The organism is Legionella fallonii LLAP-10 (assembly GCF_000953135.1).
GTDB lineage: Bacteria > Pseudomonadota > Gammaproteobacteria > Legionellales > Legionellaceae > Legionella > Legionella fallonii.
The window spans coordinates 3,931,655-3,946,178 of sequence record NZ_LN614827.1 but is presented as its reverse complement, the minus strand read 5'-3'; the positions used below and the strand labels follow the sequence as shown (position 1 = coordinate 3,946,178).

The window sequence follows — 14,524 nt, the reverse complement described above, 5'->3', positions numbered from 1 at the left end:
CCACCTCTTCTTGATGTGGCTCTAGGAAAAAAGTAGTCGGTTGCCTTCGATGACATCATTCATAAGTTATATAGATATAGGCCTTACATTACGTTCAGAATGAGCGTAACTGTTCTTTCAAGTAAGTGCCGATTTAAGCGTTTATAGCTCGGTTCCTGGTTACAACCTCAATCAATTGGTATAGCCTTGAATACGCGCTGCATCAAGGCTACATTCTTTTTTATCGTTCTAATAACTTATGTGGTAAACTTTCAATACGCCCTGCCTGTGTTACAACAACATAATTTAATTTGCGTTGTAATTCACTAATAGTGTCTGCGCCAGCATAGGTCAAACCTGATCTTAATCCACCCACGATGTCAGCAATAATAGCATCGGTATTTTCTTTGAAGGGTACCTCCGTTGCTACTCCCTCTGCGGTTTTCCATTCGTGCATCTCACCAAGAAAGGCTTCTTGCGCTTCTCTAGAGGCCATGCCACGATAGCGTTTTACTTTACTGCCATCTTCTTTCTGGATTGCCTCTCCTGGAGTTGGTGCTGTACCAGCAAGCATTCCACCTATCATGACAAAGTCTGCCCCAAAAGCGAGTGCTTTCACTATATCCCCTGGAGTTTTAATCCCACCATCAGCGACTATGGAGCGATCAGAACGAGAGCAGTCTTGAATACAGGTGAGCATAGGAACTCCAAAACCCGTTTTGATACGAGTACTGCATACAGAGCCTCCGCCTATACCTGCTTTAATAATGTCGGCGCCACAGGAAGCAAGATAGTCTGCTCCTGCATAGGTTGCGACATTTCCCGCCATGATACAGCGGTCTGCTAGAAGGTGACGTAAGCTTTTTAAAGTTTTGCCTACATATTTTGCATGAGCATGAGCAACATCAACGCAGAAATAGTCCGCCCCTGCATCACGCAAGGCTTCTGCTCTTTGTAGCTCAGCAGTAGTACAACCAACAGAAACAAAGACATTGCCTTTACATTTCTTAAACTCAGCAATGTTTTCTTCTATAGTCATGAAGCGATGTAATGCTCCCATGGCGCCTTTACTGTGCATGAAATTAGCCATGCCACTTTCGGTAATGGTATCCATATTGGAACTGATTACCGGGAGATTTAGACTGAGTTTGCCTAATCGATCGGTGCTGATTGTTTCTACAACTCTTCTTGATTCATGATGATTATATGAAGGGACAAGAAGAACATCATCAAAAGTGATGGCTTGATCGGTCATTTTTTATCCTCGTAAAACGCGTACTATAAATGCTCAGCAGCATAAAATGCAAGTCTTGATCGTTCTCCACGCGTTAAAGTCATGTGCGCACTATGCTCCCAATGCTTAAATCTATCTACTGCAAAGGTTAAACCAGAGGTGGTTTCTGTCAAATAGGGAGTATCGATTTGTTTGATATCGCCGAGACAAATAATTTTACTGCCTGGACCAGCACGAGTGACTAAGGTTTTAATTTGTTTGGAGGTTAGATTTTGTGCTTCATCGATAATGATGTAGCGATTTAGAAAAGTACGCCCTCGCATAAAATTTAATGAACGAATTTTAATTTTATTTTGTAACAGATCTTGAGTTGCTCCCCGGCCAAAGCTACCGCCGACTTGTGAGCCATGTAGTACTTCTAGATTATCCATTAATGCGCCCATCCATGGCGTCATTTTTTCTTCTTCTGTGCCTGGTAAAAAACCAATATCTTCCCCTACAGGAATGGTAACGCGCGTCATTAGAATTTCATTATAGCGGTTTTGATCGAGCACCTGCGTTAAACCTGCAGCGATGGTGAGTAATGTTTTACCTGTACCAGCCGAACCTTGTAAGGTCACGAAATCAATGTCTGGATCAAGCAGCAAATTTAAAGAAAAATTTTGTTCTCTATTTCTTGCATTGATACCCCAAACTGAATGTTTAGGTTGAGTATAATCGCGAACAATTTGCACGATGGCATTGTTGCCATCTAATTTTTTGACTAAGGCTTGGAATGAATTATCTTCTGTACTAATACCATCATTGGGATTCCATTGTGATACTAATGGTCCTGAAACACGATAAAAGGTTTTACCGCTTTCTTGCCAAGAATCCATACCTTGAGCATGAGTGTCCCAAAAATTGTTATCTAGTATATGTAATCCACGATGGAGAAGATTAACATCATCTAACACCTGATCATTGTAGTAGTCCTCTGCGGGAATACCCAATATTCCGGCTTTGATACGCAAATTAATGTCTTTAGAAATGATAATGACTTGCTTTTTGCCCGTGAATTTTTTTTGTAATCCTAAGGCTGTGGCAAGAATAGTGTTGTCTACTTTATGCCCAGGAAGAGAAGAAGGAACGACCTGTGCAAATTCATCAGTTTGAAAAAAAAGCTTACCACTGCTATTTTGCTTATGAGAATTAACAAAACTAGGAATAGGCAATCCATTAACTATCTGTTCATGAGATGCATTGCTCATTAACTCTACTAACATACGGTTTGTTTGTCTTACGTTGCGGGCAACTTCTGAGGTTCCCGTTTTATGACTGTCTAACTCTTCTAATACCACCATGGGTATATAAATATCGTGTTCATCGAAATGATAGATAGCAGTTGGATCGTGCATTAAAATATTAGTATCAAGCACGAACAGCTTATGCCCAGTTTTGCTAGTATCCATAGGTCACCCCGTAAACTAAAATAGAGTTTCTTCTCATTCAAATCACCTACAGTTTTAGTAGGTTTGTTAAATGGAAAGATCTACCTTCATTGTGCTAAGGGAGGGGGTGTCCCGTCAAGAATTATATTTTTTTACAAGAGGATACAGAAAATCACTTTCATCACCTATACTTAAAAGACTATATCTTCAGCGAGGCGTTCGGCTTTTAATTCTTTATTGTGAAAGACAATCAATGCACATAAAGCCATAGAAAATAGAAAGAAACCAACATGGTAAATACTTTCATGACTAACTAAGCGGCCAGAAAAAGTACCTAGAGCAGCAAAACAAAGTAAGATAAGACTACGAACAGCTGATGCAGAACCTCTATAATCGTCAAAACATTGTAAGGCTCTAGAGGTCGATCCTCCCCAAAGAAGCGCTGAGCTCAGTATGTAAATCCCCAGAATAATTGCATTGAATAGTGGATAATAATTCCACTGCAGGTATTCGCCACATAGAAGCATTAGGCTACTGGTTAATGCTAATTGAATAGCAATATTGATCGTTTTATCAACGCCAAGGCGTTTAAATAAATAGGATGCTAATAAAGAGCCAAATACAAAACCGGCTGCGGTGATCATTAACAAAAGTCCCATATAATCAGGTGAGATCTGTTTATGGGCATAATAAAATGGGGCCATGGTAAGAAAACACCACTCTCCGCAATTTAATAGACCGAATAAGGCTATATAGGAGATGAACGTTTTATTTTTTAAAATGTGGCCATAGATACTGATTCTATCTTTAAAAGACAGTGAGTTCATTTCTTTAGATGTGTTTTGTTGTAGTGAAAATAACATGATGAAGCATAGGACTGCAGAAAATACGGCAATGCAATATAAATTAGCATGCCAACCATAGAGGACGTCTATTTTCCCGCCAATTGCAGGGGCAAAAAGAGGCATTATCGCTGTGAGGGTTCCAACCAATGTCATAATGCGTGCTCCCTCATCCTTAGGGAATAGATCTTGCACCAAAGCCCAGCCTGCTACTGGAACAACAATGCCTCCGGCTCCTTGCAAAAAGCGGCATAGTAAAAGGGATTGAATTGAAGTTGCAGTCAAGCTGAGCATGGAGCCTATAAAAAAAATAAGCATTCCTAGGAATAAGGTTTTTTTCCTTCCAATGAGATCTGCAATAATTCCCCAGAACAATACTGTTGCAAATTGTCCAATGAGAAAAATGGAAATAATCATTTTGGCATCATTTGAAGAGATAGAAAAATGTTGAGCAATTTGCGGTAGGCTGGGTAGTAAAATATCAGTAGACACTAGAGTTAGTATGCAGGTGGCTACGACAATCATTAGTTGGATATTGCGGTTATACATGATCTACTCTTGATAAGGAATGCTTATTTAGATAATAAATCGAGCTAATTGTAACAAAATTTAATCGCTTGTTCTAGAGGAAGTGCTTTTTTTAAGGCAAAGAGAAATTAATTGCACAAAAAAATGTTATTGCTCTCCGGTTACAAGGGAGTTATTCGCTTGCCGGTTGGGCGAAGACTCATGGCCGTCAAACTAAGAACCAAATATCCTTCCAAGATCCTCTCCATCGAGGATGAGGAGGAATGTGCCTCAATGCCGGATTACGACTTCGTCTAAGCGGGACTATACATCCTTAAGTTGACACCATTACGTGAACGCTTAGCGCTGAGATGCTAAGACAATGGCTTTAATGTATTAAGCACTTCTTCTACATGCCCTTTCACACTAACTTTGCGCCATTCATGTTTTAAAACCCCGTTAGGGTCGATGATGAACGTACTGCGTTCAATGCCACGTACCTGCTTGCCATACATGGATTTCATTTTAATGACATCGAATAATTGGCATAAATGCTCTTCACTATCACTGATTAATTCGAAAGGAAAATTTTGTTTTGCCTTAAAATTTTCATGTGATTTTAGACTGTCGCGTGAAATGCCGAAGATGTGAGCGTTTAAGGCCTGGAATTGAGAATAGGCATCTCTGAAGTCTTGTCCTTCTGTGGTACAGCCAGGAGTTGCATCCTTGGGGTAAAAATAAAGAACTACGGTTTGGCCTTTATAGTCGTTAAGATGAGCGTTCAGGTTATTAGTCGCTTTAAATTCAAAATTAGGCACCACGTCATTTATATTCATTAATTATCTCCGTATTCTAGGGCTTGTTCACCTTGCTACTCTCTTGGCCAAACCGCCTCTAATATTTAATTGATTTTTTTCATGATACGGGAGCGGTCTCTTTGCCACTCTCTGTCTTTAATCGTATCCCGTTTGTCATGTTCTTTTTTACCTTTAGCCAGAGCAATCTTCAATTTAATTTTATTTTTTTTCCAGTATAAGGAGAGCGGAACAATAGTATAGCCTTGACGTTCTACACTACCTATCAAGTGATTTAATTCCTTTTTATTGAGTAATAATTTTCGGGTGCGTGTTGGATCGGGTATGGTATGCGTTGATGCTGTGGATAACGGCTGGATTTGAGCGCCTAATAAAAAGGCTTCTCCATATTTGATAATCACATGTGCATCCGAAAGATTGATTTTCCCTGCACGTAAACTTTTGACTTCCCAGCCTTCAAGAGCTATCCCTGCTTCATACTGTTCTTCAATGAAATAATCAAAACCGGCTTTTCTATTAAGCGCAATACTAGAATCCGATTGCTTTTTGGCAGTCATAAGATACCTAATGTATAAAAAAATATTATTATAGCTGATGTCTTGGCAATTGAGGACTTCCTTTATTCGAGTTTCTTCAAATCTCTACTGTCTCAGGAAGTTGCTTCGGCGGTATGGTGCTCGAATCTATGGGTATGCTCCAGTTCTGTGCTCCGTTCCTCCTCACTCTTCGCTTGATACAGCGAATTTCGAAGGAAGTCTATTTATTCTTCATCGGATTGCCTTTATAAATAAGATAATTGTCGTTATCATGATGTTTCTACTTATCTACAGGCTACGTGCCTGATTAGGTCTCAATAGGGAAATTGATCATGAGGAATATATTATTGATCTTAGCGTTGCTAATAAATAACGCTATTCATGCAGGCACCATTCCTGAATTCTATGGCTCAATAGAAAAAGTTGCTGTGGGCAAGGCAACACTATCTTATTATCATTTTGGTCATGGTAAACCCTTAGTTTTAGTCACGGGACACGGTAATAGTATGACCATGTGGCATCCTGAGTTTCTAAAACAATTAAGTGAGCATAGAGAAGTGATTATGTTTGATTATCCTGGAATAGGAGAGTCAACTATTGACGGGGCGTATCCCAACAGCATGGAGCAGTTATCCTTATTAGTTCTATCCTTCATTGATAAGCTTAAGCTAGATAGACCCGATATACTGGGTTTTTCCATGGGCGGAAGTTTAGTGCTGTATATGGCTACTCAAAATAGTAGTCGTTTTGATCATCTTATTGTTGTTGGAGCAAAAGCAGGAGGCAAGCAAACCATTTTGCCGCAACGAAGATATTTCGACATGCTAAGTGATCCTCATGTTCTTCCCTCCGTTGCAATAAAGACGCTGCTATTTCCTAGCAAAGCGAGGAAGCAAGCTGATGATTATCTCAATATTCTCAATCAGTTTCCCCCTCAAAAAATGAATAATGCTGCGCTAAAAGCCCAGGCTCAAGCGGTTGAGGCTGAAAATACAGGTGAGGGTATTTGGAGACATCTCATCTTTATTAAAAATAAAGTTTTGGTTCTCAACGGAACTCATGATGTATTAACCCCAGTGGAAAATGCGGTGATGATTACAGATGCAATTCCTGGTGCTTGGCTTATTCAACTTAGAGATACAGGGCATGGGGTATTGTTTCAGGAACCTGAATATTCTGCGAAGATTATTGATTTATTTTTGCGCTCTTAGTTTATTGGTGGCTAGCAAATAGATTGAGGCATTTTGATTGCAGGGGGCGGGTTAAGGATGAAATGAGGTAAATTTTCCCCCTCCCTCGAGGGAGGGGATACGGCATGGAATACTATTCAGTAGTTCGATCAAGATTTCGATCGTGTTTATAGTCTTGAGGAAGCTGAGGGTAAACACGTTCTAGTTTGTTATTGACTGCTACTCTATCATCAAAGACAAAACAATCACCTTCCCAAAGTGATTTATCCTCAGGCATGGTTTCTATATAGTTGAGAATTCCGTCTTTCAGATGATAAACATTATGGAATCCTAGTTCTTTTAAATAAGCAGTTGATTTTTCACAACGTATCCCACCAGTGCAGAACATAGCGATTTTATTATCTTTCTTATCTTGTAAATGTTGTTGCACATATTCAGGGAAGTTTCTGAAATTTTCTGTATTGGGATTTATTGCGTTTTTGAACGTACCCAGATCAAACTCATAGTCATTACGTGTATCAATCAGAATAACTTCTGGATCTTGAATAAAGTCATGCCATTCTTCTGGGCTAAGATAAGTGCCTACTAATTGTGTCGGATCTACTTCTTTTATGCCCATGGTCACTATTTCTTTACGCAGTTTGACTTTAGCTTTGGAAAAAGGATTTTCTTCGTCAAAAGTTTCTTTAAAACGTAAATCTGCTAATCTGGAATCTTGATGAAGGTACTGGTAGTACGTATCCATGTCTTCACGTGTTCCGGCAAAACTACCGTTAATCCCTTCTTTAGCTAAGATAACGGTTCCTTTTATATTGGTCTCATGCATTTTTTCGAGCATAGGCTCACGCAGCATTTCAAAATCAGCCAAAGAAACAAATTTATAAAAAGAAGCAATAACTATATTTTTCACTTTACTACCTGAAAATAACAAAAATAACTAGAAAATATCATTTACTCACTATTTAATCAATAGGAATGAATTAAATGCATAGTACAAAAGAACTCGTTTAGTACAATTAAAGAGAAAATTGACAACTCTTTAAGTGCAGTCGTATTATTATTGATCAGGCTATGCTTCCATCATAGTCTTTAATTCAAGGAGGAATTATGATTGATTATAAAAGGATTTTTCGTAAATTGTCTATTGTTTTAATCTTTATCCCGTCATTTTGTTTTGCTTCTCTTCCAGTAAAATCAATGGTTGTTTTTGGTGATAGTCTTTCGGATATAGGGAATACAACTCACCTGCTTAAAAGTTTACGGCAAGAGGAGAATCCTGCTTTTATTGTTGCTCCTTTTAAAGCTTTTGTAATTAATAAGATGGTTGATTTTGCAAATGAATATTATGTTCCGCAGATGGTTCTTGATGCGGGTTTAAATGTAGTAACTGATTTTTTTGATCAAGAATTGGCTCCTTATATTGCTACGTTGATCAGTAGAATTAAATTAGTACCCATACTGCCAGGAAAGCCTTATTGGAATTCAAGATTTTCCAATGGTCAGGTATGGAATGAGTATTTGGCGCAAATGTGGTCCGTCCAAAAAAGCGATGAGGATGTCTACCTTAATAAATCCTTTGGTGGTGGTTGGGCTGCAACTTATGATTATCAATTAACTGTTTGGAATTTGATTCGTCATCCTTTGGGAACGATTAAAACACTCATTGTTGGTAAGCTGATTCCTCCAAGCCTTGGGTTAACCGTACAAGCTTATTTAATGGAGCATAGCAAACTAGATAATCAAGCCGTATATTTCGTGTTTTCAGGAAGTAATGATTATATCAATGTTCTGTTATTCGAGGATAATTACAATCCCGCCATTATGAGTAATTATGTAGATAACGTAGTTGAGGGGCTTAGTTCGGCTATTTTAAAGTTGGAACAGGCTGGAGCGAAACGTTTTGTCATTATGGGGATCCCTCATTTGGGTGAAACGCCACGGTTTATTAAAACCACTGACCGAGACGTATTAAATGCGGCAGCAGATCAACACAATCAACGTCTGGCGGCACGTGTTGAGGAATGGAAAAAGTTGTATCCCAAGGCTGACTTTTTATTTATAGACATACAACAATATTTGGCAAAAGCGCTAAATAATCCCTCGCAATATGGATTTTCTAACGTTGCAGATGCATGTATCGATGTGAAGTTTCCTATGTTTGATGCACTTGCCCGTTCTCCTTTTGCCCATAACTATGTGTTGAGGTACGCACAAGTATTACATTATAAAGACCCGCAATTGGCTTTCGGAGAGAGTAATTATCAAATATGTGATACCCCGGAAGAGTATTTATTCTGGGATGAAGTACATCCAAGTACTCGTGCTCATCGTCATCTAGCATTTGAGATTTGTTCTACTATGAAAGAGCATGGATACTCCGTAAATTGTGAGGCGCCCGATGTTTCTAGCTAGAAAGTAATTTATTGCCTGTTTTTTTTATCTAGTCCAGGTACTTTTATTGTTTATTTTAGTGATTTAAGAATGTTTATGGCATAATTCGCAATTTTGTTGTTGATATACTTTATACATAATGATGTTTTTGACATCAGTTATCAATAGACTTCTTTCTGAACCCATTGATTTTGAAAGAAGTCTATAGCTTAAGGAATGTGCCTAATGATGATCAACTGATGATTTTTGATTGAATTACTAACATAGAATTTACAAGAAATTGGATTAAATATTTTAATAGACTTCTGCGGAAACTCGCTACAGAGAGAGAAGTACGAGGAGACGTGACGTAAGTACATGAGGATTCGAGCATCGCATCGACGAAGCAATTCTCCTCTGGAGTAGCGTTTCTGAGGAAGTCTAATGAAAACGCTTAATCTGACTCTGTATGAAGAAAAAAATAGAGCGTAATTGGCATTTTTTGTAAATCTAAATAAAAATAAATAAGTGAGTCTACAAAAAGTAGTCACTAATGAGGAGTCGGTTATGTGTGGGATTATGGGTGCTGTTTCAGAACGTGATATTAGCAAAGTTTTGCTAGAGGGTCTGCGTCGACTGGAATATAGAGGTTATGATTCGGCTGGTATTGCTGTGATTGATTATCACTCCCGTTTAAAAAGGGTAAGAATGCAAGGGAAAGTACAGAATCTGGCTGATGCGATGCAAGAAACAGCAGTAGCGGGTAATCTTGGTATTGCCCACACTCGTTGGGCAACTCATGGTAAGCCGTCGGAGCAAAATGCTCACCCCCATTTATCCCATGGCCAAATTGCTTTGGTTCATAATGGCATTATTGAAAATCATGATCATTTACGCCAGCGACTTATTGCAAGTGGTTATCAATTTACCTCTGAAACAGATACAGAAGTTGCGGCTCATTTAATCCATTTTCATTACATTCAGCATGAAAATTTATTACTCGCTGTGCAAACTGCAGCAGCCGAGATGCATGGTGCTTTTGCTTTGGGGGTTATTCATCAACAAAGACCTCAGGAGTTAGTTGCCATTCGCAAAGGCAGTCCTTTAGTTCTTGGACTGGGTATAGGGGAAAATTTTATTGCTTCTGATGCGCTCGCATTAAGAGCTTTTGCTCAAGCAGTTATTTATCTAGAAGAAGGCGATAGCGCTTGTCTTACTGCACATGAAGTGAAAGTTTATAATTTTGCTCGTAGCCAAGTTGAGCGAGTGATACATCCATTAAATAACGATGCCGAAGTTGCTAGCAAAGGTCCTTACAGACACTTTATGCTGAAAGAAATATTTGAACAGTCCAAAGTATTAACAGATACCATCGAAGGAAGAATTAATAGTCTAGAGGTATTGAGGGCTAGTTTTGGCGAACGTGCATCCCATATATTTCCACAAGTAAAACAAATTCATATTGTTGCCTGTGGTACTAGCTATCATGCTGGAATGATCGCCAAGTATTGGCTGGAGTCTTTAGCAAGACTTCCTACGCAAGTAGAAATTGCTAGTGAATATCGATATAGAGATGTCGTCGTTCCAGAAGGAACCTTATTTATTACTGTATCTCAGTCAGGTGAAACAGCGGATACCCTGGCTGCTTTACATAAAGCAAAAACCTTGAATTACTTAGCTAGTTTAGCTATTTGTAACGTAGCAACAAGTACCTTAGTTAGAGAGGCTGATTGCGTCTTTCTCACTCGTGCTGGTATAGAGATTGGCGTTGCGTCTACTAAAGCGTTTTCAACACAGTTGGCATCGTTTCTTATGTTGGCAGTTGCCCTTTGTGAGGATGAGCGTTCACCGACGGTATTAAAACAGTTACAAGAACTACCCGCGTGCTGTGAACGTGTGTTACAAATGAATACGGAAATTGAGTCTTTAGCTTCTTTATTTGTTAATAAAGCACATGCCTTATTTTTAGGACGAGGAGTGCAATATCCTGTGGCATTGGAAGGTGCCCTAAAATTAAAGGAAATCTCTTACATCCATGCAGAAGCTTATCCTGCTGGGGAGCTAAAGCATGGTCCTTTAGCTTTAGTCGATAAAGACATGCCGGTTATTGCCGTGGCACCAAATGATGAGCTCCTCGATAAGTTAAAATCTAATTTACATGAGGTCAGTGCGCGCGGCGGTCAATTATTCGTTTTTGTTGACGATGGGCAAACGTGGGAGCCCAGTGGTGCTCGATTAATCAAAGTGCCTTCTTGTGGTACTTGGATTGCCCCCATAGTCTATACGCTTCCTCTGCAGCTTTTAGCTTATCACGTTGCTGTTGCCAAAGGGACTGATGTGGATCAACCACGAAATCTTGCTAAATCGGTGACTGTAGAGTGAATAAAGGGCAACAGTTTTGGGTCGAGTTGTGGCGCGAAGGGCGTACTCACTTTCATAGGGAAGAAGTAAATCCGGATTTAATTGCTTATTGGCCCAGTTTGCACAATGCACTTAATGCAACAATACTCGTTCCCTTGTGTGGAAAAAGTCTTGATATGCTTTGGCTAGCTCAGCAGGGGTTCAATGTTATTGGTATCGAGTTAAGTGAGGACGCTGTGAAGCAATTCGCTGCCCAACACCAGTTAGACTTGCAGCATGAAACATTAGGTCATATATCCCATTATTTTACACCTTCTATCAGTTTATGGGTTGCCGATATTTTTGCCTTAGCTCCCTCTCTTATTGCCCCTGTTGATGCCATTTATGACCGGGCTGCTTTAATTGCATTACCTGAAAAGTTAAGAGCTGGTTATGTTGATAGTTGTTTGCAGTGGCTTAAACCACGGGGAGCTATTTTACTTAAAACGCTAAGTTATAATCAGCACGAAATGGAGGGGCCTCCTTTTAGTGTTTCTGATGAGGAAGTGATTCAATTATATCGCGATCAATGCTCAGAAATTCAATGTATAAAATCTTCTGAACGTGAAAAAAATTTAGATGACCACCTCTTTCAAAGAGGGGTAAGCAAAATCAAAGATAGTGTATGGTCTATTAGAAAAAAGTAAATTCAGTATAATAGGCCAAAGGTTGTCATTCAGAGCCTAGCGAAGAATCTCCTTGTGGGTGGGCGCGAAGCCTTACTCTGGAGCTCCTCAGTTCTATTTTGGATGACAGAGTAGTTTTGTTGTTAAGTGGGTTTGTTAGTAGTGTGGACATATTTTATATCGCAATGTGGACTGCGATGAGTATATAATGTGGCGATTTTTTATCATGTATTACGGGGATGTGAATGGCTCAAGAGAAGTTGACGTCAGCTGCGATTATTGCACAAGAACTTAAAGTCAAAGTAACGCAGGTAGAGACTGCTATTCGTCTGCTAGATGAAGGGGCAACAGTTCCTTTTATTGCTCGTTATCGTAAAGAGGCAACAGGGGGCCTTGATGATGTGCAATTACGTATTCTTGCAGAGAGATTAATTTATTTGCGTGAATTGGATGAGCGACGAGCAGTTGTTTTACAGTCCATCCAAGAACAAGAGAAATTAACGCCTGAATTAGAACAGGCTATTTTAGCTGCGGATACCAAAACGCGCCTGGAAGATTTATATCTACCATTTAGGCCTAAGCGGCGTACTAAGGCGCAAATAGCTATTGAGGCGGGGCTAGAGCCTTTGGCGCAGGCATTATGGAATAATCCAATCCTATCTCCTGATGAAGAAGCGATAAAGTATATTAGCGCGGAGCACGCCGTGGAAGATGCGAAGGCTGCTCTTGAAGGTGCTCGCCATATATTGATGGAGCATTTTGCCGAAGATGCTGAGCTAATTAATGAATTACGTGAATATTTATGGCAACACGCTATCGTTAAATCAGTGGGCAGCAGTAAGAAAAAAGAAACTGCTAATAAGTTTGCTGATTATTTAGATTATTCTGAGGCGATTAAAAAAATTCCATCCCACCGAGCCTTAGCCTTATTCCGTGGTCGTAGAGAGAGTGTTTTACAAATAAGCCTCACTTTATCAGAAGCAGATGCTAATTATGGTGAAAATAAAGTAGCTGAATATTTCAACATAGTGGATCAACAGAGAAATGCGGATAGCTGGTTGATGGAAACCGTACGCATGACTTGGAAGGTAAAGTTATTCACCAAGCTAGAGTTAGAATTGCTGACTCGGTTACGTGAGATGGCCGATGAGGAAGCAATTAAGGTATTTTCTAGGAATTTACGTGATTTACTTCTTGCTGCTCCTGCTGGGCCAAAAGTTACTATAGGTCTTGATCCCGGTATTCGTACTGGCGTGAAAGTTGTTGTTGTAGATACTACTGGTAAGTTACTCGATTTCACTGTTATTTTTCCATTTGCTCCACAGAACGAATGGCATCAGTCCATTGCCGAACTGGCGAAGTTGGCGGTAAAACATGAAGTCACTCTAATCAGTATAGGTAATGGGACTGGCTCTCGTGAAACGGAGCGATTAGTTGCGGATATGATAAAAATGTATCCTGATATGCAACTTACTAAGATGATGGTGAGTGAAGCAGGGGCTTCTGTTTACTCTGCTTCAGAAATAGCAACTAATGAGTTTCCTGATTTAGATGTGAGTTTAAGAGGGGCTGTTTCTATTGCCAGAAGATTGCAAGATCCTTTGGCCGAATTAGTAAAGATAGAAGCAAAATCAATTGGGGTAGGTCAATACCAGCATGATGTGAATCAGGCTCGCCTCGCACGCAGCCTCGATGGTGTTGTTGAGGATTGTGTGAATGCTGTGGGTGTCGATATTAATACGGCTTCAGCCGCTTTACTTGCGCATATTTCCGGGCTTAATGAGTCTTTAGCAAAAAATATAGTGCAATATAGGGACGAACATGGGGTATTCGTTAATAGAAATCAATTAAAGAATGTGAATCGAATGGGAGAAAAAGCATTCCAACAAGCTGCGGGTTTTCTCCGCATCATGAATGGTGATAATCCCTTAGATGCTTCTTGTGTTCATCCTGAGGCTTATCCTTTGGTAGAAAAAATAATTACGGATAAAAAAGTTGATATTCCTCATTTAATAGGTAATAGAGAGTTGCTCAACAGTATTAAGCCAGAGCAATATGTTGATGAGCATTATGGACTACCCACCATACGAGATGTTTTACGTGAGCTGGAAAAGCCAGGGCGCGATCCTCGTCCTGAATTTAAGACGGCTCAATTTAAAGAGGGTGTTGAGGACATTAATCATTTGCACGAAGGAATGATTCTTGAGGGGGTCGTGAGTAACGTGACTAATTTCGGTGCTTTTGTCGATATTGGTGTGCATCAAGATGGTCTAGTGCATATCTCTGCAATGACTAATCGTTTTATTACTGATCCTCGCGCGGTAGTTAAAGCGGGTGATATAGTTAAAGTAAAAGTTGTTGAGGTAGATAAGGAACGGAAGCGTATAGGTCTGAGCATGAAATTAGAAGACGAAAGTTCGGCTCCTGCTCAGAAGAAAGTAGTTAAAACCCAGCAGCCTAAAAAGCAGCCAGAGGGTAAAAAGGCGGAATCCAAGAGAAAGCCTGAAGCGCCTAAAAAAGCGGAACCAGTGAAAAAGACGGTTTTTAATACGGCTATGGCTGATGCTTTAGCTAAGCTTAAGCGTGGTGGATAAT

Annotated in this window: 11 protein-coding genes; 5 read left to right on the top strand and 6 right to left on the bottom strand. The window is 39.7% G+C overall.

Features of this window, described 5'->3' with window-relative positions:
- Positions 1 to 220: 220 nt before the first annotated feature.
- From LFA_RS16440 to smpB, 5 genes are all read right to left on the bottom strand, one after another.
- Complete coding sequence (locus LFA_RS16440) at positions 221 to 1,234, bottom strand: guanosine monophosphate reductase (protein WP_045097131.1); 1,014 nt, start codon at positions 1,232 to 1,234, stop codon at positions 221 to 223.
- A 23-nt stretch (positions 1,235 to 1,257) separates the two neighbouring features.
- Entirely contained in the window at positions 1,258 to 2,664 is a 1,407-nt protein-coding gene (locus tag LFA_RS16435) for a PhoH family protein (protein WP_045097130.1), read from the bottom strand.
- 170 nt (positions 2,665 to 2,834) lie between these two features.
- The gene (locus LFA_RS16430) at positions 2,835 to 4,034 is read right to left on the bottom strand and encodes an MFS transporter (RefSeq protein WP_045097129.1); all 1,200 of its coding nucleotides are present in this window, start codon (positions 4,032 to 4,034) and stop codon (positions 2,835 to 2,837) included.
- A gap of 332 nt (positions 4,035 to 4,366) precedes the next feature.
- On the bottom strand, positions 4,367 to 4,828 hold the full coding sequence (locus tag LFA_RS16425) for a peroxiredoxin (RefSeq protein ID WP_045097128.1): 462 nt from the start codon (positions 4,826 to 4,828) through the stop codon (positions 4,367 to 4,369).
- Between the two features lie 65 nt (positions 4,829 to 4,893).
- On the bottom strand, positions 4,894 to 5,364 hold the full coding sequence (gene smpB, locus LFA_RS16420) for an SsrA-binding protein SmpB (protein WP_045097127.1): 471 nt from the start codon (positions 5,362 to 5,364) through the stop codon (positions 4,894 to 4,896).
- Positions 5,365 to 5,675: 311 nt separating this feature from the next.
- On the opposite strand from smpB, the gene LFA_RS16415 reads away from it, so the two are divergent.
- Positions 5,676 to 6,554 (top strand): alpha/beta fold hydrolase, encoded by an 879-nt coding sequence (locus LFA_RS16415; protein WP_045097126.1) that lies wholly within the window; start codon positions 5,676 to 5,678, stop codon positions 6,552 to 6,554.
- A 112-nt stretch (positions 6,555 to 6,666) separates the two neighbouring features.
- Here the strand turns inward: LFA_RS16415 and trhO are convergent, their stop codons facing one another.
- Positions 6,667 to 7,443: an oxygen-dependent tRNA uridine(34) hydroxylase TrhO gene (trhO, locus tag LFA_RS16410; protein WP_045097125.1), complete on the bottom strand. Its 777-nt coding sequence runs from the start codon at positions 7,441 to 7,443 to the stop codon at positions 6,667 to 6,669.
- A gap of 197 nt (positions 7,444 to 7,640) precedes the next feature.
- Between trhO and plaC the strand changes: the two genes are divergently transcribed.
- From plaC to LFA_RS16390, 4 genes are all read left to right on the top strand, one after another.
- Positions 7,641 to 8,945, top strand: coding sequence for a lysophospholipase/glycerophospholipid:cholesterol acyltransferase PlaC (plaC, locus tag LFA_RS16405; protein WP_045097124.1), 1,305 nt, complete (start codon positions 7,641 to 7,643; stop codon positions 8,943 to 8,945).
- A 525-nt stretch (positions 8,946 to 9,470) separates the two neighbouring features.
- Complete coding sequence (gene glmS / locus LFA_RS16400) at positions 9,471 to 11,285, top strand: glutamine--fructose-6-phosphate transaminase (isomerizing) (protein WP_045097123.1); 1,815 nt, start codon at positions 9,471 to 9,473, stop codon at positions 11,283 to 11,285.
- Positions 11,282 to 11,950, top strand: coding sequence for a thiopurine S-methyltransferase (locus tag LFA_RS16395; protein WP_045097122.1), 669 nt, complete (start codon positions 11,282 to 11,284; stop codon positions 11,948 to 11,950). Before glmS ends, LFA_RS16395 begins: the two co-directional genes overlap by 4 nt.
- A gap of 224 nt (positions 11,951 to 12,174) precedes the next feature.
- Positions 12,175 to 14,523, top strand: a complete 2,349-nt coding sequence (locus tag LFA_RS16390) for a Tex family protein (RefSeq protein ID WP_045097121.1) — start codon at positions 12,175 to 12,177, stop codon at positions 14,521 to 14,523.
- Position 14,524 lies beyond the last annotated feature (1 nt).

What these genes read in the sequence shown, in the direction of transcription:
- LFA_RS16430 (WP_045097129.1), bottom strand. Translation starts at nt 4,034, where the DNA reads ATGTATAACCGCAATATCCAACTAATGATTGTCGTAGCCACCTGCATA.
- glmS (WP_045097123.1), top strand. Translation starts at nt 9,471, where the DNA reads ATGTGTGGGATTATGGGTGCTGTTTCAGAACGTGATATTAGCAAAGTT.
- LFA_RS16390 (WP_045097121.1), top strand. Translation starts at nt 12,175, where the DNA reads ATGGCTCAAGAGAAGTTGACGTCAGCTGCGATTATTGCACAAGAACTT.
- LFA_RS16440 (WP_045097131.1), bottom strand. Translation starts at nt 1,234, where the DNA reads ATGACCGATCAAGCCATCACTTTTGATGATGTTCTTCTTGTCCCTTCA.
- LFA_RS16435 (WP_045097130.1), bottom strand. Translation starts at nt 2,664, where the DNA reads ATGGATACTAGCAAAACTGGGCATAAGCTGTTCGTGCTTGATACTAAT.
- smpB (WP_045097127.1), bottom strand. Translation starts at nt 5,364, where the DNA reads ATGACTGCCAAAAAGCAATCGGATTCTAGTATTGCGCTTAATAGAAAA.
- LFA_RS16415 (WP_045097126.1), top strand. Translation starts at nt 5,676, where the DNA reads ATGAGGAATATATTATTGATCTTAGCGTTGCTAATAAATAACGCTATT.
- plaC (WP_045097124.1), top strand. Translation starts at nt 7,641, where the DNA reads ATGATTGATTATAAAAGGATTTTTCGTAAATTGTCTATTGTTTTAATC.
- LFA_RS16425 (WP_045097128.1), bottom strand. Translation starts at nt 4,828, where the DNA reads ATGAATATAAATGACGTGGTGCCTAATTTTGAATTTAAAGCGACTAAT.